Source organism: Streptomyces chumphonensis, from assembly GCF_014779715.1.
Classification (GTDB): domain Bacteria; phylum Actinomycetota; class Actinomycetes; order Streptomycetales; family Streptomycetaceae; genus Streptomyces; species Streptomyces chumphonensis.
Genome location: NZ_JACXYU010000014.1, coordinates 23,913 through 42,636, shown reverse-complemented (window position 1 = coordinate 42,636; position 18,724 = coordinate 23,913). Strand labels below are relative to the sequence as shown.

Annotated in this window: 18 protein-coding genes; 7 read left to right on the top strand and 11 right to left on the bottom strand. The window is 72.7% G+C overall.

Annotated features, from left to right (window positions below; all coding sequences use genetic code 11):
• Positions 1 to 18 precede the first annotated feature (18 nt).
• Genes IF129_RS21525 through IF129_RS21515 form a run of 3 tightly spaced genes read left to right on the top strand, consistent with a single transcriptional unit; the run spans position 19 to position 1,812 of the window.
• The gene (locus IF129_RS21525) at positions 19 to 597 is read left to right on the top strand and encodes a universal stress protein (RefSeq protein WP_191211425.1); all 579 of its coding nucleotides are present in this window, start codon (positions 19 to 21) and stop codon (positions 595 to 597) included.
• Positions 590 to 1,645 (top strand): TerC family protein, encoded by a 1,056-nt coding sequence (locus IF129_RS21520; RefSeq protein WP_191211424.1) that lies wholly within the window; start codon positions 590 to 592, stop codon positions 1,643 to 1,645. The genes IF129_RS21525 and IF129_RS21520 overlap by 8 nt, the downstream gene beginning before the upstream one ends.
• Entirely contained in the window at positions 1,642 to 1,812 is a 171-nt protein-coding gene (locus IF129_RS21515) for a hypothetical protein (protein WP_191211423.1), read from the top strand. The genes IF129_RS21520 and IF129_RS21515 overlap by 4 nt, the downstream gene beginning before the upstream one ends.
• Here IF129_RS21515 and IF129_RS21510 read toward each other — a convergent pair.
• Both IF129_RS21510 and IF129_RS21505 read right to left on the bottom strand, forming a co-directional pair.
• Positions 1,793 to 2,248 (bottom strand): hypothetical protein, encoded by a 456-nt coding sequence (locus IF129_RS21510; protein WP_191211422.1) that lies wholly within the window; start codon positions 2,246 to 2,248, stop codon positions 1,793 to 1,795. The genes IF129_RS21515 and IF129_RS21510 overlap by 20 nt on opposite strands.
• Positions 2,248 to 3,564, bottom strand: coding sequence for a molybdopterin-dependent oxidoreductase (locus IF129_RS21505; protein ID WP_191211421.1), 1,317 nt, complete (start codon positions 3,562 to 3,564; stop codon positions 2,248 to 2,250). The genes IF129_RS21510 and IF129_RS21505 overlap by 1 nt, the downstream gene beginning before the upstream one ends.
• Before the next feature lie 217 nt (positions 3,565 to 3,781).
• Between IF129_RS21505 and IF129_RS21500 the strand changes: the two genes are divergently transcribed.
• Both IF129_RS21500 and IF129_RS21495 read left to right on the top strand, forming a co-directional pair.
• Positions 3,782 to 4,591, top strand: coding sequence for a putative protein N(5)-glutamine methyltransferase (locus IF129_RS21500; RefSeq protein WP_191211516.1), 810 nt, complete (start codon positions 3,782 to 3,784; stop codon positions 4,589 to 4,591).
• A gap of 95 nt (positions 4,592 to 4,686) precedes the next feature.
• Entirely contained in the window at positions 4,687 to 5,277 is a 591-nt protein-coding gene (locus IF129_RS21495; protein ID WP_191211420.1) for a Uma2 family endonuclease, read from the top strand.
• Between the two features lie 41 nt (positions 5,278 to 5,318).
• Here the strand turns inward: IF129_RS21495 and bla are convergent, their stop codons facing one another.
• The 4 genes from bla to IF129_RS21475 form a co-directional block, all read right to left on the bottom strand.
• Positions 5,319 to 6,212, bottom strand: a complete 894-nt coding sequence (gene bla, locus IF129_RS21490; protein WP_191211515.1) for a class A beta-lactamase — start codon at positions 6,210 to 6,212, stop codon at positions 5,319 to 5,321.
• Between the two features lie 129 nt (positions 6,213 to 6,341).
• Positions 6,342 to 6,794: a protein-tyrosine phosphatase family protein gene (locus tag IF129_RS21485; RefSeq protein ID WP_318153881.1), complete on the bottom strand. Its 453-nt coding sequence runs from the start codon at positions 6,792 to 6,794 to the stop codon at positions 6,342 to 6,344.
• A complete protein-coding gene (locus tag IF129_RS21480) occupies positions 6,791 to 6,973 on the bottom strand; it encodes a DUF397 domain-containing protein (protein WP_318153880.1) in 183 nt (60 codons plus the stop codon). The genes IF129_RS21485 and IF129_RS21480 overlap by 4 nt, the downstream gene beginning before the upstream one ends.
• On the bottom strand, positions 6,970 to 7,812 hold the full coding sequence (locus IF129_RS21475) for a helix-turn-helix domain-containing protein (protein ID WP_191211418.1): 843 nt from the start codon (positions 7,810 to 7,812) through the stop codon (positions 6,970 to 6,972). Before IF129_RS21475 ends, IF129_RS21480 begins: the two co-directional genes overlap by 4 nt.
• 123 nt (positions 7,813 to 7,935) lie before the next feature.
• Between IF129_RS21475 and IF129_RS21470 the strand changes: the two genes are divergently transcribed.
• Both IF129_RS21470 and IF129_RS21465 read left to right on the top strand, forming a co-directional pair.
• The gene (locus IF129_RS21470; RefSeq protein ID WP_191211417.1) at positions 7,936 to 8,442 is read left to right on the top strand and encodes a hypothetical protein; all 507 of its coding nucleotides are present in this window, start codon (positions 7,936 to 7,938) and stop codon (positions 8,440 to 8,442) included.
• A 32-nt stretch (positions 8,443 to 8,474) separates the two neighbouring features.
• Positions 8,475 to 10,187: a SpoIIE family protein phosphatase gene (locus tag IF129_RS21465; RefSeq protein ID WP_191211416.1), complete on the top strand. Its 1,713-nt coding sequence runs from the start codon at positions 8,475 to 8,477 to the stop codon at positions 10,185 to 10,187.
• 78 nt (positions 10,188 to 10,265) lie between these two features.
• Here IF129_RS21465 and IF129_RS21460 read toward each other — a convergent pair whose 3' ends face one another.
• The 5 genes from IF129_RS21460 to IF129_RS21440 form a co-directional block, all read right to left on the bottom strand.
• The gene (locus IF129_RS21460; RefSeq protein WP_191211415.1) at positions 10,266 to 10,481 is read right to left on the bottom strand and encodes a dodecin; all 216 of its coding nucleotides are present in this window, start codon (positions 10,479 to 10,481) and stop codon (positions 10,266 to 10,268) included.
• Positions 10,482 to 10,574: 93 nt separating this feature from the next.
• Positions 10,575 to 12,911, bottom strand: a complete 2,337-nt coding sequence (gene glgB / locus IF129_RS21455) for a 1,4-alpha-glucan branching enzyme (RefSeq protein WP_318153879.1) — start codon at positions 12,909 to 12,911, stop codon at positions 10,575 to 10,577.
• The gene (locus IF129_RS21450) at positions 12,908 to 14,353 is read right to left on the bottom strand and encodes a maltokinase N-terminal cap-like domain-containing protein (RefSeq protein ID WP_191211414.1); all 1,446 of its coding nucleotides are present in this window, start codon (positions 14,351 to 14,353) and stop codon (positions 12,908 to 12,910) included. Before IF129_RS21450 ends, glgB begins: the two co-directional genes overlap by 4 nt.
• Before the next feature lie 201 nt (positions 14,354 to 14,554).
• The gene (gene treS, locus IF129_RS21445; protein WP_224755362.1) at positions 14,555 to 16,378 is read right to left on the bottom strand and encodes a maltose alpha-D-glucosyltransferase; all 1,824 of its coding nucleotides are present in this window, start codon (positions 16,376 to 16,378) and stop codon (positions 14,555 to 14,557) included.
• Complete coding sequence (locus tag IF129_RS21440) at positions 16,365 to 18,410, bottom strand: alpha-1,4-glucan--maltose-1-phosphate maltosyltransferase (protein WP_191211413.1); 2,046 nt, start codon at positions 18,408 to 18,410, stop codon at positions 16,365 to 16,367. Before IF129_RS21440 ends, treS begins: the two co-directional genes overlap by 14 nt.
• Positions 18,411 to 18,724: the final 314 nt, after the last annotated feature.

Genomic DNA, 18,724 nt, shown 5'->3' with positions numbered 1-18,724 from the left:
CCGGAAGGGAGCCGTTCCGTGCACCTCTCCCTCACGCCCCACGCCGCGCCGCCGCCCGGCCGCACCTCCCTTCCCCGGCCGGGCGCCGCCGTCCTCACCGACCACCCCGAGGACGTGCGGGTGGTGGACCACGCCGCCCGCACCGCCGCCGCCCGGGGCGTGCCGCTGCTGCTCATCTCGGTCCTGCCGCCCGCGCCCCCGAGCCCGGTCTCCGACCTCGACGCCCTCGCCGTGCTGAGCCGGGTCCTGCCGACGGTCGGCCGGGCGCGGATCGGCTACATCCCGGCCGTCTACCGACCGCCCGAGGCCGACGGACGGCCGGAACGCGGGCTGCGCGCGGCGACCGGGCTGCTGGACCTCGTTGTCCGGCACCACGCGCCCCTCGTGCACGCGTCCTGCGCCAACCCGGGAGGCGTCGACGCGCACACGCTCATCGCGGCCACCGCCGCCCGTGGCCGGCCCGCCGTCCGTGCCGTACCCCCGGCGGCGGGCCCGTCGACCCACCGCCCGACGCGTTGTTCCTGCACCCCGGCCGGGCCCGCCCGGTTCCGGGTCGACCCACCCGTACCGCCCCGAGGAACCCACCACCATGAATGACCTCTCGTTCCCGGTCCCGCTGTGGGTGTGGGCCGCCGTCACGCTCGGCATCGGCGTGATGCTCGCTGTCGACCTGCTCGCCCACCGCGACAACCACGTCATCGGTTTCCGGGAGGCCGCGATCTGGAGCGCCGTCTGGATCGCGGCCGGCCTCGGCTTCGGGCTCGTCCTGTGGGCGTGGCAGAGCGGGGAGGTGGCCTCCACCTACTACGCCGGGTACCTGATCGAGAAGGCCCTGTCCATCGACAACGTCTTCGTCTTCGCGCTGATCTTCTCCTTCTTCTCCGTCCCCGACGCCTACCAGCACAAGGTCCTCTTCTGGGGGGTCGTCGGAGCCCTGGCGGCCCGGCTGGTGTTCATCTTCGTCGGCGCCGAACTCCTCCAGGTGTTCTTCTGGACCGCCTACCTGTTCGGGGCGTTCCTCGTCTGGACCGGCTGGAAGATGGCCTTCTCGAAGGACGAGGAGGTCCACCCCGACCGCAACCCGGTCGTCCGCCTGGTGAAGAAGGCCATCCCGACCGACTCCCGCTTACACGGGGACCGCTTCTTCATCCGCGTCGACGGACGCCGCGTCGCCACGCTGCTGTTCGTGGTGCTCGTCGCGATCGAGGCCACCGACCTGATCTTCGCCGTCGACTCCGTCGCCGCCGTCCTGGCCATCACCACCAACACCTTCCTGGTGTGGACGGCCAACGCGTTCGCCGTGCTGGGCCTGCGCAGCCTCTACTTCTGCCTGGCCGGACTCCTGCGCCGCTTCCCGTACCTCCACTACGGCCTGGCGGCCCTCCTCGTCTTCGCCGGGGCCAAGCTCATCCTGTCCGAGACCCCCGTGGGCAAGCTCCCGATCCCCCTCACCCTCGGCTTCATCGCGGTCACCATCACGGTCTCCCTCGGCTGGTCCCTCCTCGCCACCCGCGACGAGGACGTCCCCGCCGAGGGCGCCCCCGAGACGCCCCATCACCCCGCCGACCCCGCCTCCCCCCTCGACCCGGCCGCACCCGCCGACCCCCGGACCGAACACCAGCCGGAAGGACGCCCCGCCCCATGACCCCGGACACCCACCTGGCCGACCTCGGCAGCCACTCGGCCTTCCTCGTCCGTGGCGACGACGGTCGGGCGTTCCTGGCCGAGGAGCGCGCCCGGCTGGCCCGCCTCTTCCCGCAGGGCACGGTCGAGGAGCACTACGTCGTCCACCTCAGCGTGGCGCGGACCTGAACAGGTTCGACCACCGGGCGCGGAGGAGGAGAGCGAGCGCCGAGGCGGCGAAGAGGGCGGCCGTCACCAGCAGCCAGCGGCCGAGGAAGACGTCGTCCGGCAGGGCGGTGTTGCGGGTGAAGTGGGGCACCCGGCGGAGGATCAGCGGGTACCAGACGAGCAGCAGCAGGCCGGCGAGGAACACCGGCACCCGCACATGGTTGACCCACCTCCCCGGCGGGCTGCGCAGCGCCGCCCCGCCCAACCGGTCCGCGCCCGCGTACAGCGGCAGGAACACCAGGTCGTGGAGGAGGGCCGCGCCGACGAACCACACCAGGACGCCGACCGTGTCGCCGTCCAGCAGCCGCACCCCCGCGTACAGCGTCACCGTCAGCGAGGCCAGCAGGAGCAGCAGGTGCAGGGGGGAGGCGCCGTACCAGCGCCGCAGTCGCCGCATCAGACCGCTCCGAACGTCAGCCGCGTGACCCACTTGGTGTTGTGCACCCCCGGCGCCGCCGGGACGATCACCCGCGCCGGGTAGCCGTGGTCGGGGGAGAGGTCGGCGCCGTTGACCCGCAGGGCGAGCAGCGACCGCCGGTCGCCGACCTGGTTGTCGCGCAGGGCCGCCGAGCGGAAGGCTCCACGGCTCTGCACCGACTCGACGAACACGCCCTCGTCCTCCCCTGCGGTCCCGCCGACCAGCGCGCCCAGCCGGGCGAGCCGCACCCCGCTCCACAGCTGGTCACCGGTGGACCAGCCCTCCACGCAGGCGATGGGCAGCGCCGCCTCGTCCTGCGGCAGCGCGAGGAGCTGCGCCCGCGTGAACACCCGTTCCCGCCCACCGGCCCGCACCACCAGCCGCCAGTCGTCGCCGAGTTCCTCGGGCCGGATGCCGACGGCGGCGGGCGTCTTGTTGACCTGGAAGCCGTTCGGCCCCGGCCCCGGGTCCTGGCCGTGCGGGGCGAACAGGGCCGTCCCGCGCAGGGAGCCGCCGATGCTCTGCCCCGCCGTCGTCACGAACAGCAGCAGCGAACCGGCCCCGACGACGCCCAGCGCGCCGCGCCGGGAGATCGTCGGAGCCGCCGGTGCGGGGGAGGCCAGCCCGTCCTCGTCCCCGGTGTGCCGTCGTCCCCGCAGGGCCCGCACCATCACCGGCACACGCGTGGCGATGTGCACGACGAACGCGGCGATGAACACCCACGAGCCGTAGAAGTGCAGCGGGTAGAACGAGCCCGGGAAGATGTACTCCAGCTGCACGTTGAGGATGCCGGTCGCGAAGACGAACAGCACACCGCCGACGAGGAACAGCAGCGACAGCCGCTCCAGCGCGTGCGCCGCCGACCGGAGCGGCGGCCACACGAACAGCTTCGGCACCACCGACCACAGCTTGGCCAGCAGCACCGGCACCAGCACGATGCCGAGGGTGACGTGCACCCCCTGCGTGAGCCGGTACAGCCAGTGCGGGTCGGTGGGCCAGGCGAACAGGTAGAAGCCCAGCCACCCCCGGTCCGGTGTGGTGTCGTTGCCCCGCAGATCGGGGTTGTACGCCGCGTACGACAGCAGCCCCGTCACGAACAGCACCGGCACGCCGACCAGCAGCACCGCGCCCAGCACCGAGGTGAACCGCACCCCGCGCACCGGGCTGCGCCAGAACCCCGGACGCGCCGGGCCCGGCGGAGGCTCCCGCAGCCGCTCCCGCAGCCGCGTGCCCGGCACGCCCTTCGGGTCGTACCGCGTCGCGCCTCGCCCTGACGGCGTGTCATCCTGCTGCATCGCGTCCTCCGGCGTCGTCCCCGAAGGACGCTAGTCATCGCCGGGGTCCCGTCGGCGGCGCGACACGTGGCGGTACGCTGTCCGGATCACGGAGCAGGACGAGGGACTGAGGAGGTGGGACCCATCAACGCCGTTGCAGGCCGGGCGCTCTCACCTCACCCCGCGTAGGAACGCGACCGCGTGAGCGCCCTTCGGTACCGAAAGGCACGCCGTGCGCATCTCCGAACCAGCCGTACCACCCCTGTCCGGCCCTCTTCCCGGGCCGCTCGTCGCCCGACTCCGCGCCGCCGGGTGCGTCTTCGCCGAGGACGAGGCCCGCCTGCTGCTCGCCACGGCCGAGGGGCCGTCCGGCCTCGCCCGCATGGTGGAGCGGCGCGTCGCCGGTGAGCCGCTCGAACACGTCCTCGGCCACGCCGCCTTCTGCGGACTGCGCATCGCCCTCGAACCCGGCGTCTTCGTGCCCCGCCGCCGCACCGAACACCTCGTCCGGCGGGCGCTGGCCGGGAACCGCCGGGCGGACGTCGTCGTCGACCTGTGCTGCGGCTCGGGCGCCGTCGCCGCCGCGCTCGCCGACGCCCTCGCCCCGGCCGAGCTGCACGCCGCCGATGTCGACCCCGCCGCCGTCCGCTGCGCCCGCCGCAACCTCGCCCCCTACGGCGGAACCGTCCACGAGGGCGACCTCTTCGCACCCCTCCCGCCCGCGCTGCGTGGCCGTATCGAGCTCCTGACGGCCAACGTGCCCTACGTCCCCACCGGCGAGGTGGCGCTGCTGCCGCCCGAGGCCCGGCTCCACGAGCCGCGCGCCGCACTCGACGGCGGCGGGGACGGGCTGGAGGTCCTGCGCCGGGTCGCCGCCGAGGCGGCCGGCTGGCTGGCCCCCGGCGGCCGGCTCCTGGTCGAGACCGGTGAACGCCAGAGCGCGGCGGCGGTCGCCGTCCTCGCCGGGAGCGGGCTGCTGCCGCGTGTGCACCACTCGGCGGACCCGCCCGCCACCGTGGTCACCTCCCGGCGTCCGCCGGGCGGGTGACCCGTCGTCCGTCGACCACCCCCGTGTCCTGTCGCCCGTGCGTATCGTTGACCGTGCGGCTGCGCTGTGTGGCGCGGCGGGGAGGGAGCGGCACCGTGACCGTCGAACTGGCTGACAGGATCGAGATGGCCGACGACGACGCAGAAGAGCTGACGCTGGATGCGCTGTTCGATCAACTGCTGCCCGTCCCCGAGGGCTACAAGGTCGAAATTGTCGAGGGGACAGTCCACATGTCGCCGCAGCGCCGCATCCACTGGAAGATCATCAGCAGGGTGCACCTTCAACTGGTCGAACACTTCGGTGACGATGAGAGCATCGATTCCGATGTCCGTTTCGACTTCCCCGGGCACCTGAACGGCTTCGCCCCCGACCTGACGAAGGTCAGGGAGGGGGCCGAGGCCGACGCCAAGGGGCGGCTGGCGCCGGAGGACCTGGAGTTCGTGCTGGAGGTCATCTCCAAGGGCACCGGGGTCAACGACTACGGGGTGAAGCTGCGGGCGTACGCGGCCGCCGAGGTGCCGGTCTACCTCATCGCCGACCCCTACGTCGGCCGCTGCCACCTCTACACCCACCCCAAGGACGGCGCGTACCGCACCGAGCTCATCGCCGACTTCGGTGAGCCCATCGACCTCACCCAGACCGACCTCGGCCTCGTCCTCGAAACGGACCGCTTCCCGCGCGAGTGACGGCCGCCGATGCCCTCGGTCGGTGTCCTCGGCCGATCCCCTCAGCCGAGGACGTCGGCCAGCAGCGCGGCCGTCTTCGCCACCAGGGCGTTGTCGTTCGGCCCCTCCGGCAGCGTCGGCTTGGTCGTCAGCACGGCCATGACGATCGGCGGCCTCCCCGGCGGCCGGACGACGCCGACGTCGTTGGCCACCCCGTAGTCGCTGCCCCCGCCCGTCTTGTCCGCCAGCACCCAGTCGTCCGGCAGCCCCGCCCCGAAGCGCGCGCCGTTGGTGGTGTTGGCCACCAGCCAGCCCGTCAGCCGTTCGCGGTCGCCCCGCGTGAGCGCGTCGCCCACGACGAGGCGCGCGTACGTCCGGCCGATCGCGCGCGGGCTGGTGGTGTCGGTGACGCGCCACGGCTCCGCCGAGTTCAGCTCCGGCTCCCAGCGGTCCAGGCGTGTCGTGCGGTCGCCGAGCGAGCGGCTGAAGCGGGTCACGGCCGTGGGGCCGCCCAGCTCACGCAGGAGCAGGTTCGCCGCGCCGTTGTCGCTCTCGCTGACGGCGGCGGCGCACAGCGCCTCGACCGTCATCCCGCCCGACACGTTCTCCGCCCTGCTGGTGACGGGGGCGTACCCCGACGCCTCCACGTACTCCAGGCGGTAGCGGATCCGCCGCGCCAGGAACTCCCCGTCGCGGTCAAGGTCCCGCAGGATCGCGGCGGCGGCGAGCGTCTTGAAGACCGAGCACATCGGGAAGCGCTCGTGGGCCCGGTGCACCACGGTCCTGCCGGTGGCCAGGTCGCGGGCGAACACCCCGAGCCGCGCGGTGTGCTCCCGCTCCAGCCGCCGCAACTCCCGCACGACGCCCTCGCCGCCGCCCGGCGCCTCCGCCCGCGCGGTGCCGTCCGAGGCCGACGCCAGCCCGGCGGCCAGGACCGTCCCCGCACCCATCGCCATGACGGCCCGGCGGGCCGGTCGTACGTCTGCGCTCACCACGCGTCGCCTCCCTTGCGTGTGGATCTTCCACCATCCAACACGCGTGTAGGTGCTCCGTAGTTGCTCGGCGCGCCCTGCGAGGCCCGACCGTCAGCCGACGCGGTCCCGCCCGAAGCGACGGACGAAACGGCGCTGCCAGGGCGTCTCGACGGCCCTCCGGTGGTAGCGGCGGCGGACGTAGGCCACGGCACCGTCCGCCGGGACGCCGTCCAGCACGGCCATGCAGGCCAGCGCCGTGCCCGTCCGGCCGACGCCGCCCCCGCACGCGACCTCCACCCGTTCCGACGCCGCCCGTACCAGTGCCTCGGCGAACCGCTCCCGCGCGCCGCGCGGGTCCTTCGGCAGCCGGAAGTCGGGCCACCGCACCCAGGCGGCCTCCCACGGTGTGGGCGGCGGCTCCTCGCCGAGCAGGTACAGCCCGAAGTCAGGAGACGGCCCCTCGGGGAGTCCGTTCCGCAGCGCCCGCCCCCTCAGCAGGACGCCGGACGGCAACCGCAGCACCCCCGCCGCGTCCGGCTCCCACAGACCCGTGGACCCGCTCACGCCTTCGCGACGTCCACCAGGAACGCCGACCACGCGTCGGACGGGAAGCTCAACGTGCCCCGCCCGGTCTGCTTCGAATCCCGCACGTGCACGGTCGCGCGGGAGCAGGCCGCCACCTCCACGCATGCCCCGCCGCTGGAGTCGCTGTAGCTGGATTTGAACCAGTGCAAGTCGATCACTGCTTCCACTCCTCCGCGGATTTCCGAATCAGCTCCAGCGATTGGTCAGGGCTGAGAGCTTGTGCGCGGATCATCGCATAGCGCTGAACCAACTCCGTTACGCGGTCCGGGGTCGTGATGAGCCGACTGTGGTGCTGCACTTCGAGGTGTACGAATTGCCGGTGCTGCGGCGTGACCACGATGTGCATGGGTCCGGGCAGGCCAGCGTGCGAGCGGCGTGATCCTCTGTCCAGCGGAGTGATCTGGACGGTGACGTTGGGTGCCTCAGAGACCTCAGCCAGGTGCTGCATCTGCTGGTACATACACCTGCGGTCACCGACCTGGCGTTGAATCACGGACTCGTCCATGACCACCTCGATCAATGGGACTGGAGTCCTGCGACTGAGCGTCGACTTCCGGTCCATTCGTGCCTGCGTCAAATGATCGATCTCGTCGACCTCAAGGGGCGGGTAGCCGCACTCAAGTACAGCGCGCGCATACTCCTCGGTCTGTAGGAGACCGTCAACCACCATGTTCTCGTAGGCAGCCACGCTCAGAGCGGTCTGTTCGAGGAGCGCGTAGTCCTTGAAGTGGGGTGGGTAGCGGTCGGCTTCCAGGTGCGGACCCAGCTTCGACAAGACCTGGCGGCCGTCGAAGAGTTCTCGGTCGAGGAGGGCGAGCATCTTCATGGTGACGCCGTCCTTGCACGTCTCCAGCTTGCTGATGGCCGCCGCCGTGTAGCCGATGCGCTGGCCGAGCTCCTCCTGGGACCACCCCTTCTCCTCGCGTGCCGAGCGCACCAGATCCGCGATGGCCCGGCGTGTACCGGAGGCTGACTCCCGCTGTTCTTCGGTGGCCATGGTGTTCTCCCCTTTCAACATGGCTCAACACGCCACAACCCGCGTTCGAGCAGGCTCGACAGTCGGTGACTCGTCGAGTTCACTTCGTTACATAAAGTAGGTGACCGCGCTGACAGTGGTCCCGTGAACAGGGAAATGCGTGATCCGAACGTCCCGTGGGTGCCGCTGCTCGGAGTGCAGTTGCGTCTGGCGGGGGTCTACTTCGACGCCGTCCGGGTGCGGGGCCCGCAGGGGCGGCACATCGCCCTGCGGTTCGCCGAGCTGACCGGGGGCGATCCCGGCCCGGTGATCCTGGAGCGGGACGGGGAGCGGGCGGTGTACTTCCTCATCGCCCCCGGCAGCGAGGCGCGGCGGCGCTGGCCCGCCGGGGCGGAGCTGCTGACGAGCGGGGGCACCTCCCGCGACCCGCGCAGCAGCTATGTCGGGGTGCCCGCGCTGGCGGGTGGGACGTGGCCGCTGAGCTGGCACACACCGCCCTCGCCGGACGGCCGCATGGTGCACACGGCGCTGCTGCACGCGGTGCTGTGGGCGGTGCACCGGGCCGGTGCGGGTGTCGCGGGGCGCTGCGGCCGCGACGTGCCCCGTGCGCGCGACCGGGCGCGCGAGGGGGCGGGGGAGCCGGGAGACTGAAGGCAGGGCAGACGTGCGGAGGAGGGCCTGCCGTGGCGTGGCGTACCGCTGAGGACGTCTACATCCACCATGTGCTGACCGGACTGGTGGCCGGGGTGACCGTGCAGGACGCCCGGGGGCGGGTCGTCGCGGTGAACCGGCGGGCACGGGAGCTGCTGGGCCGTACGGGACGGGAGATGATCGGGCGCGACGCGCACGACCTGCTGCACCGGGGTCCGGCCGGAGAGCCGCTGCCACGGTCGCAGTGCCCGCTGATGCGGGCGTTCCTGGCCGGGCACACCGAGCAGTTCGACCACCAGTGGTTCCAGCGTGGGGACGGGGGGCTGCTGCCCGTCGCGGGAATGATCATGCCGTACCTGTTCGCGGGGTCGCGGGAGGGGGCCGCCGTCGCGTTCTACGAGCGGGCGTCCACCGCCCTGGGGAACGATCCGGCTCCGCCCGACCATGTCGCCGCGCTGGCGGACCTGGCGGACCGGCTGGCGCTGGTCTCCGAGACGACGGCGGTGCTGACCTCCACGCTGGACCTCCAGGAGGGGCTGCGGCGGCTGGTGCGGCTGGTCGTCCCCCGTTTGGCGGACTGGGCGGTGGTGGATCTGCTGAGTGAGACGGGAAGCCTCCAGCGGGTGGCCGTCGTGCACATGGAGAACGGGCGGCACGTGGAGGTGGCCGAGCTGGCGGGTCCGATGCCGCCGCTGCTGGAGACGTCCCGCAGGCCGCTGTCGCGGGTGCTGCGGGGTGCCACGGCCTCACTCTTCGTGAGCCGGGACGACTACGTCGGCCCGCCGGACTCGGGTGTCGCGGCGGTGCAGCACGACCTCTTCGACCTGATCGGGATGCGCTCGGCGATCATCGCGCCGCTGCCGGGGCCGCGCCGGGTGCACGGTGCGCTGACGCTCGCCCGCACGGACAACCCGAAGCCCTACGACGCCGCCGAGCTGGCCCTGGTCGACGACATCTCCCGCCGCGCCGGGCTGGCCGTGGACAACGCGCAGCTCTACGCCGGTCAGCAGCGGGTGTCCGAGACGATGCAGCGGCACCTGCTGCCGCGTCCGCCGGACGTGCCGGGGCTGGAGATGGAGTGCCGGTACCGGGCGGCGCCGCAGGCCTCGCGCGTCGGTGGGGACTGGTACGACGCCTTCCGGCTGCCGGACGGCGCCACGGCGCTGGTGATCGGCGACATCCTGGGCCACGACCTCCAGGCCGCCGCGTGCATGGCGCAGGTGCGGAACATGCTGCGGGCCTTCGCCTGGCAGGAGGCCGACGGGCCGAGTGTGACCGTCGACCGGCTGGACCGCTCGCTGGTGCACATCAGCGAGGCCGAGACGGCGACGCTCGTCTTCGCCCGGCTGACTCCGGCGGGCCCGGACGGCGGCTGGCGGCTGCGCTGGACGAACGCCGGGCACCCGCCGCCGCTCCTGCTGGACGGAGCCGGCGGCGCCCGGCTGCTGGAGGAGGGCAGCGGGCTGCTGCTGGGCACCGAACTGCCGGTCGAGCGGGAGGAGGCCGCCATCGACCTGCCGCCGCGCAGCACCCTCGTGCTCTACACCGACGGGCTGGTCGAGGCCCGGGACCTGCCGGTCGACGAGGGGCTGGCGCTGCTGACCCGGCACGCCGCCGAGCTCGCGCACCTGCCGCTGGACGCGTTCTGCGACGAGCTGCTGCGCCGGTCGCGGCCGGCGGCCGAGGAGGACGACGTCGCCCTGCTGGCTCTGCGCGTACCCCCCGACGACGGCGCCCGGCCCTGACCGTGGCCGCGACCGGCCCCGGCCACGGTCGGGGGACCGGGCCGGGGCCGGGACACCGTGCCCGCGGGGGCCGCCGGGTCAGCCGGGCTCGTCGAGCCGGAAGCCGACCTTGAGGCCGACCTGGTAGTGCTCCACCCGGCCGTCCTCGATGTTCCCCCGGATCTGGGTGACCTCGAACCAGTCCAGGCCGTGCAGGGTCTGTGCCGCGCGGCCGAGACCGTTGCGGATCGCCGCGTCCAGCCCCTCGTGCGAGGTGCCGACGATCTCCGTCACCCGGTACGTGTGCTCGCTCATGGACCGTCCTCCCGTCGGGGTGTACCTCCCTCCCCACGGTGCCCCAGCGGGGAACGGTCCGCGAGCCGGGCCCGGGCCGGCCCGGGCCCGGGTTCAGGCCGGCCGCAGCCAGAGGGTGGCCAGCGGCGGCAGCGTCAGGGCGATGCTGGACGGCCGTCCCTGCGCCGTGACCGGTTCGCTCCTCACCGCCTCGGGCACCTCGACGCCGGAGCCGCCGTAGCGGGCGGCGTCGGTGTTGAGCGCCTCCCGCCAGGCCGGGACGCCGTCCGGTACGCCGAGGCGGTAGGCGTGCCGGACGACGGGGGAGAAGTTGCTGACGGCCAGCAGGGGCGTGCCGTCGGCGGCGAACCGCAGGAAGGCGAAGACGTTGTCGTCGGCGGCGTCGGCCTCGACCCAGGCGAACCCGGCGGGCTCGGTGTCCCGCTCCCACAGCGCGGGGGTGGCGGTGTAGGCGGTGTTGAGGTCCCGCACCAGATCGCGGACGCCCGCGTGGTCGCCGCGGGCCGAGTAGCCCGGGTCCAGCAGCCACCAGTCGGGCCCCTGCTCCTCGGACCACTCCGCCCCCTGGGCGAACTCCTGCCCCATGTAGAGCAGTTGCTTGCCGGGGTGGGCCCACATGTAGCCGAGGTAGGCGCGGTGGTTGGCCCGCTGCTGCCACCAGTCGCCGGGCATCTTGGCCACCAGGGCGCCCTTGCCGTGGACGACCTCGTCGTGCGAGATGGGCAGGACGTAGTTCTCGCTGTAGGCGTACACCATCGAGAAGGTCATCTCGTTGTGGTGGTACTTGCGGTGCACCGGCTCCTTGGAGACGTAGACCAGCGAGTCGTGCATCCACCCCATGTTCCACTTCAGCCCGAAGCCCAGCCCGCCGACGCCGTGCGGCCCGGTCTCGTGGGTGGGGCGGGTGACGCCGTCCCAGGCGGTGGACTCCTCGGCGACGGTGACCACCCCGGGGCAGCGGCGGTAGACCGTCGCGTTCATCTCCTGAAGGAACCGGACCGCGTCCAGGTTCTCCCGGCCGCCGTACGCGTTGGGCGACCACTGGCCGTACTCGCGCGAGTAGTCCAGGTAGAGCATGGAGGCGACGGCGTCGACGCGCAGCCCGTCGATGTGGAACTCCTCGCACCAGTACACGGCGTTGGCGACGAGGAAGTTGCGCACCTCGGTGCGGCCGTAGTTGAACTCCAGCGTCCCCCAGTCCGGATGCTCGGCGCGCTGCGGGTCCGGGTGCTCGTACAGCGCTGTGCCGTCGAAGTGGGCCAGCGCCCAGTCGTCCTTGGGGAAGTGGGCCGGGACCCAGTCCATCAGGACGCCGATGCCCGCCCGGTGCAGGGCGTCCACGAGGTACCGGAAGTCGTCGGGCGAGCCCAGCCGCGCCGTGGGCGCGTAGTAGCCGGTGACCTGGTAGCCCCACGATCCGCCGAACGGGTGCTCGCACACCGGCATCAGCTCGACGTGGGTGAAGCCGAGGTCCTTGACGTAGGCGGGCAGCTCCTCGGCCAGCTCGCGGTAGCCGAGGCCCGGCCGCCAGGAGGGCAGGTGCACCTCGTACACGGAGAACGGCGCCCGGTGCACCGGACGCGCCGTGCGCCGCGCCAGCCACTCCGCGTCGCCCCAGGCGTAGTCGGACGAGGTCACGACGGACGCCGTGTTCGGCGGGCACTCGGTGCGGCGCGCCATCGGGTCGGCCCGCAGCCCGTGGGTGCCGTCGGCGCGCAGGATGTCGAACTTGTAGCGCGTGCCCTCGCCGAGGCCCGGCACGAACAGCTCCCACACGCCGCTGGCGCCGAGCGACCGCATCGGGTGGCCCGTGCCGTCCCAGTAGGTGAGGTCCGTGGCCAGCCGCACGCCGTGCGCGCTCGGCGCCCACACGGTGAAGCGGGTGCCGGTGACGCCGTCCACGGTGAGGGGGTGGGCGCCGAGCGCCTGCCACAGCTGCTCGTGCCGGCCCTCCTGGATGAGGTGCAGGTCCAGCTCGCCCAGGGTCGGCAGGAAGCGGTAGGGGTCCTCGGTCTCCACGACGGTGCCGCCCTCGTAGGCGACGCGCAGCCGGTAGGCGGGCAGCCCGTCCTCGGGCAGTGCCTCGCGGGGGAGGAGGCCGCAGAAGAGGCCGTCCGCCTCGTGCGGCAGCTCGGCGGCGCCGGACGCCGTCAGCACGGTGACGCTGCGGGCGAAGGGGCGCAGGGCGCGCACGACGACGCCGCCGGTCACCGGATGGGCGCCGAGCACCGCGTGCGGGTCGTGGTGCGCGCCGTCGAGGAGCCGCCGCCGTTCCTCCGCAGCGACGGCGGGGGCCGGCCGGACGGTGAGGGTCTGGGCGGATGCCTCCCCGGCGACCGGGTGGCGCGGCCGGGGCGTGGACTGCGGACCCGACGGCGCGGCCGGGGGAGCGGCGCGGAAGGTGTCGGGAACCTCGGGGCGGGGGGTCACGAGAGCGTCCTCCTGGGGGCGTGCGGTGTCTGCGCGAGGCGACGGATCGCGGCGAGCGGGATGGGCAGCCAGTCGGGGCGGTGGTGGGCTTCGTACCGCACCTCGTAGACGGCCTTGTCCGTCTCGTAGGCGCGGAGCAGGACGGTGTGCTCACGGGGGTCGGAGCCGCTGCCCTCGGCGTAACCGGCGCAGAACGCGTCCCGGTTGGCCTCGGCCCAGCGGCGGGCGGCCGGGGTGGCGCCGCGCTGGCAGGCGGCGTAGTCGAACGAGCGCAGCATCCCGGCGACGTCCTGGAGCACCGGTTGGGGGCGGCGCCGCTCGGCGAGCTCCTTGGCGGGCTCGCCCTCGAAGTCGATCAGCGACCACCGTCCGCCCTCGCCGCCGCCGGGGGTGCGGAGCACCTGGCCGAGGTGGAGGTCGCCGTGGACGCGCTGGACGGGGCAGGCCGCGCCGGTGCGGGACAGGTCGTCCACGGCGTCGAACGCGTCCCGCAGCCCGGCCCGGTAGGGGCGCAGCTGCGGCACGGCGTCGCAGGCCTCCTTCAGCCGGGTCGCCATGTCCCCGGCCAGCGAGGCGAGCGGCGAGCCGCGCAGCTCCGTGGTGGGCAGGGCGGTGGCGAGCGCGATGTGCACCTCGGCCGTGGCCCGGCCCAGCGAGCGGGCCGCGCCGGTGAAGTCCGCCCCGCGGTGCAGGGCGTGCAGCGCCAGCCGCCAGCCGTCGCTGGAACCGGACAGGTACGGCTGGAGGACCCCGAGGGTGACGGGGTCCTCGGCCTCGGCCTCGAACCAGGCGACGGGGGCGGGGACGCGGGTGCAGCCGGTGCGGGCCAGCGCCAGCGGCAGCTCCAGATCGGGGTTGAGCCCGGGGCTGACGCGGCGGAACAGCTTGAGGATGAACGTGTCGCCGTACACCAGCGAGGAGTTCGACTGCTCGGCGCGCAGGGGCCTGGCCGGCAGCCCGGCGGGGATGGCGGCGCCCTTCTCCCGCACGAAGCGCAGCGGGCCGAGCGTCCCCTCGGTGCGCAGCCGCTCCAGCAGGACGCCGGTGAGCCGGTCGTCGGGGAAGGCGTCGTAGACCGCCAGCCCCGCCAGCCGGCCGCACGCGGGCCGTCCGATCAGGGCCGGCGTCAGCGAGGGCGGCAGGCCGGCCCGGACCCCGAGCAGCAGCTGGTAGCAGTCGGTGCTCCCGCCCTGGTGCGCGGAGACGAGCAGGTGCAGCAGCCCGGGTGCGCCGTCCGCGCGGCCGCCTCCGGCGCACGGCAGCAGCTCGGTCGCGGCCGCGAGGGACAGTCCGTCCAGGGGCCGTCCCTTCCCGGCGAACCAGCGCTGCCGGGGCAGCCACCGGGTCAGTATGGGACTGAGGGAGCGCAGGAGATCAGAGCCCGCCCCGCCGCCCACGGACAGAGCGGTGCGGGGCGAGGAGCCGTCCGGCGTGGCGGTCATGACGTCCTTCCCCCGGGCACACGAAACGTACGCGAAGTGTCCCGGTTTGCGGCAGGGTGTGTCCGGCTGTGCGGGACGTGTTGAGGGGAGATCGACCGTGCGGCGGAGCGCGGTGCCGGGCCGCACGGGTCCTTCTCCATGTGCCCGGGACGGCCCGGGAGTAACCCGCCGGGCCGCCCTGGGCGTGCATCTGACGTGCCGTCAGCGCACGGGTGAGGTGGGACGGACCGGGGGGCCGGGGTTCTCCGGCCCGACCGGTGCGGCCGGCGGCACCGACTCGGCGGAGCGGGTCAGCTCCGGAGCCGTCTCGGGGGTGGGCCGGCGGCGCAGCCGGAACCAGTAGAAGCCGTGCCCCGCCAGCGTCAGCAGGTACGGCAGCTCACCGATCGCCGGGAAGCGCACCCCGCCGATGAGCTCCACCGGGTGCATGCCCCGCCACGTCCGCAGGTCCAGCTCGGTGGGCTGCGGGAAGCGGGAGAAGTTGTTGACGCACATCACCAGGTCCTCCTCGCCGCTGGGCAGCCGCACCTCCCTGAGGAACGCGAGGACGGCCGGGTTGGTGGAGGGCAGTTCCGTGTAGTCGCCGAGCCCGAACGCCGGGTTCTGCTTGCGGATCTCCACCATGCGGCGGGTCCAGTGCAGCAGCGAGGAGGGCGAACTCATCGACGCCTCGACGTTGGTGACCTGGTACCCGTAGACCGGGTCCATGATCGCCGGGAGGAACAGCCGGCCCGGGTCGCAGGAGGAGAAGCCGGAGTTGCGGTCCGGCGTCCACTGCATCGGCGTGCGCACGGCGTCCCGGTCGCCCAGCCAGATGTTGTCGCCCATGCCGATCTCGTCGCCGTAGTAGAGGATCGGCGAGCCCGGCAGGGACAGCAGCAGGGCGGTGAACAGCTCGATCTGGTTGCGGTCGTTGTCGAGCAGGGGGGCCAGCCGCCGCCGGATGCCGATGTTGGCCCGCATGCGCGGGTCCTTGGCGTACTCGGCGTACATGTAGTCCCGCTCCTCGTCCGTCACCATCTCGAGGGTCAGCTCGTCGTGGTTGCGGAGGAAGATGCCCCACTGGCACCCCGAGGGGATGGCCGGGGTCTTGGCCAGGACCTCCGAGACGGGGTAGCGGGACTCCCGCCGCACCGCCATGAAGATGCGCGGCATGACGGGGAAGTGGAACGCCATGTGGCACTCGTCGCCGCCCTTGGCGTAGTCGCCGAAGTAGTCGACGACGTCCTCCGGCCACTGGTTGGCCTCGGCGAGCAGCACGGTGTCCGGGTAGTGGGCGTCGATCTCGGCCCGCACGCGCTTGAGGAAGTCGTGCGAGGCGGGCAGGTTCTCGCAGTTGGTGCCCTCCTCGGCGTACAGGTACGGCACGGCGTCCAGCCGGAAGCCGTCGATGCCGAGGTCGAGCCAGAACCGCAGGGCGGAGATCATCTCCTCCTGCACCGTGGGGTTCTCGTAGTTGAGGTCCGGCTGGTGGGAGAAGAACCGGTGGAAGTAGTACTGCTTCCGTACCGGGTCGAAGGTCCAGTTGGACTGCTCGGTGTCGACGAAGATGATGCGCGCGTCGGCGTACCGCTTGTCGTCGTCCGCCCAGACGTAGTAGTCGCCGTAGGGCCCGTCCGGGTCCGTTCGGGACTGCTGGAACCACTCGTGCTGGTCGCTGGTGTGGTTCATCACCATGTCGATGATGACGCGGATGCCGCGCTGGTGGGCGGCGTCGACGAACTCCACGAAGTCGGCGAGGTCGCCGAACTCCGGGAGGACGGAGGTGTAGTCCGAGACGTCGTAGCCGCCGTCGCGCAGGGGCGACTTGAAGAACGGCGGCAGCCACAGGCAGTCGACCCCCAGCCATTGCAGGTAGTCGAGCTTGGCGGTGAGGCCCTTCAGGTCCCCGATGCCGTCACCGTTGCTGTCCTGGAACGAGCGGACCAGGACCTCGTAGAAGACGGCTCGTTTGAACCACTCGGGATCGCGGTCCTTGGCGGGTGTGTCCTCGAAGGTGTCGGGGACGGGCTCATTGACGCTCATCGTTGGGTGACCCTCCGGTCGGTGAGGACGGTCGCAGGGAGAGGACGTGCGCGGGTGCCGGTGCACCGGGTCGTCCGGGCTCCAGCCGCACGTAGTTGTCCCTGCCCCAGTGGTAGGTCTCGCCGGTGAGCTCGTCGCGCACCGGGAAGAGCTCGGCGCCGCGTTCCTGAGCGGCGGTCAGTCCGAGCTTCTCCACATCCAACGACACGGTCGCTTCGTGGGTGTGGTACGGATCGAGGTTCACCACGACCAGCACTGAGTCGGCGTAGGGCTCGATGCTGCGCTTGGAGTAGGCGATGATCTGGTCGTTGTCCGTGCGGTGGAAGTGCAGCGAGCGGAGCTGCTGTAGCGCCGGGTGCCGGCGGCGCAGCCGGTTCAGCGTCGTGATCAGCGGCGCGATCGAGCGCCCCTCCCGTTCGGCGGCCGCCCAGTCGCGGGGGCGCAGCTCGTACTTCTCCGAGTCCAGGTACTCCTCGCTGCCCTCCCGCACCGCCGTGCCCTCGCACAGCTCGTAGCCCGCGTAGACCCCCCAGGTGGGGGAGAGGGTGGCCGCGAGCACGGCCCGCGCCTCGAACGCCGCGCGCCCGCCGTGCTGGAGGTAGGCGTGCAGGATGTCGGGCGTGTTGACGAAGAGGTTGGGCCGCATGTAGGCGGCCGTCTCCTGTGACAGTTCGGTCAGGTACTCCGTCAGCTCACGTTTGTCGTTGCGCCAGGTGAAGTAGGTGTAGGACTGCTGGAAGCCGATCTGGGCGAGCGCCCGCATCATGGCGGGACGGGTGAACGCCTCGGCGAGGAAGATGACGTCCGGGTCGGTGCGGTTGATCTCGGTGATCACCTTCTCCCAGAAGCGCACGGGTTTGGTGTGCGGGTTGTCCACGCGGAAGATGCGCACGCCCTGTTCCATCCAGAACCGCAGCACCCGCTGCGTCTCGTTCACCAGGCCCCGGTAGGCCTTGAGGCCGTTGTCGAAGTGGATGGGGTAGATGTCCTGGTACTTCTTGGGCGGGTTCTCGGCGTGGGCGATGGTGCCGTCCGCCCGTGTGCGGAACCACTCCGGGTGTTCGGTGACCCAGGGGTGGTCCGGGGACGCCTGGAGCGCGAAGTCCAGCGCGACCTCCATGCGCAGGTCCCGCGCCGTCTCCACGAAGTGGGCGAAGTCGGCGAAGGTGCCGAGGTCCGGGTGGATGGCGTCGTGCCCGCCCTCGGCGGAGCCGATGGCCCACGGCGAGCCCACGTCGAGCGGGCCGGGCTCCAGGCTGTTGTTGCGTCCCTTGCGGAAGGAGGTCCCGATGGGGTGGATGGGCGGCAGGTACACGACGTCGAAGCCCATCGCGGCCACGGCCGGGAGCCGTTCGGCGGCCGTCCGCAGCGTCCCGGAGCGCTGCGGCTCGCCGCCGGGGCCGACGACGGCGCCCTCGGAGCGGGGGAAGAGCTCGTACCAGGAGCCGACGAGCGCCCGCCGCCGCTCCACCTGCACCGGCATCGACCGCGAGGCGGTGACCAGCTCCCGCAGCGGGTGGCGTCGCAGCACCTCGGCCAGCTCCGCGTGCTGGGCGGCGGCGAGCCGCCGCGCGTCGCTGAGCGCGGTGTTGCGCAGGGCGTCCACGACGTCCAGCACGACGGCACGGCCCTCGCTCTTGGGCACCTCGGCCGCCGCCCTCTCCAGCAGTCGGGCCCCCTCGGCGAAGGTCAGCTCGACGTCGACCCGCGCGGGCACCTTGACGCCCGCGTGGTGCAGCCACGTCCCGACGGGGTCGCTCCACGCCTCCACCACGAACGTCCAGCGGCCCTCGGCGTCCGGCGTCACCTCCGCACCCCATCGGTCGGTGCCGGGCGCCAGCTCGCGCATCGGCGTGTACGGGCCGCCGCGCCCGCTCGGGTCGCGCAGGACGACGTTGGCGGCCACCGCGTCGTGTCCCTCCCGGAAGACGGTGGCGGACACCTGGAAGGTCTCGCCGACCACCGCCTTCGCGGGCCGACGCCCGCACTCGACAAGCGGTTGGACGTCCAGGACGGGAATGCGACCGATCATGGGGCTCTCACCTGTGGTCGATATCGGGGGCAAAGAGGGCGTTCGTACTTTGTATCCGCTTTGCGGGTCCAGGAGGCCGTGCGGGCATGACCGCTCCTGCCCGCGTTCACTCGGCCGGGGGTCTCGTCGCGCAGGTGGATTACCTGCCCACCCCTGTCCCTCGCTTACCCCGAAAAGGTGAACTACTCGTAGGTGTGCGCCAACTGAGCGTGATCGGCGGCGTCCTCCGGACGGAGCAGCAGCCCCGCCCGCCGCCCGAGCGGTGGCCGCGTCCGTTCGGGTGGCCGGTGTGGCCGGGCGTTTCGCGGCCGGGC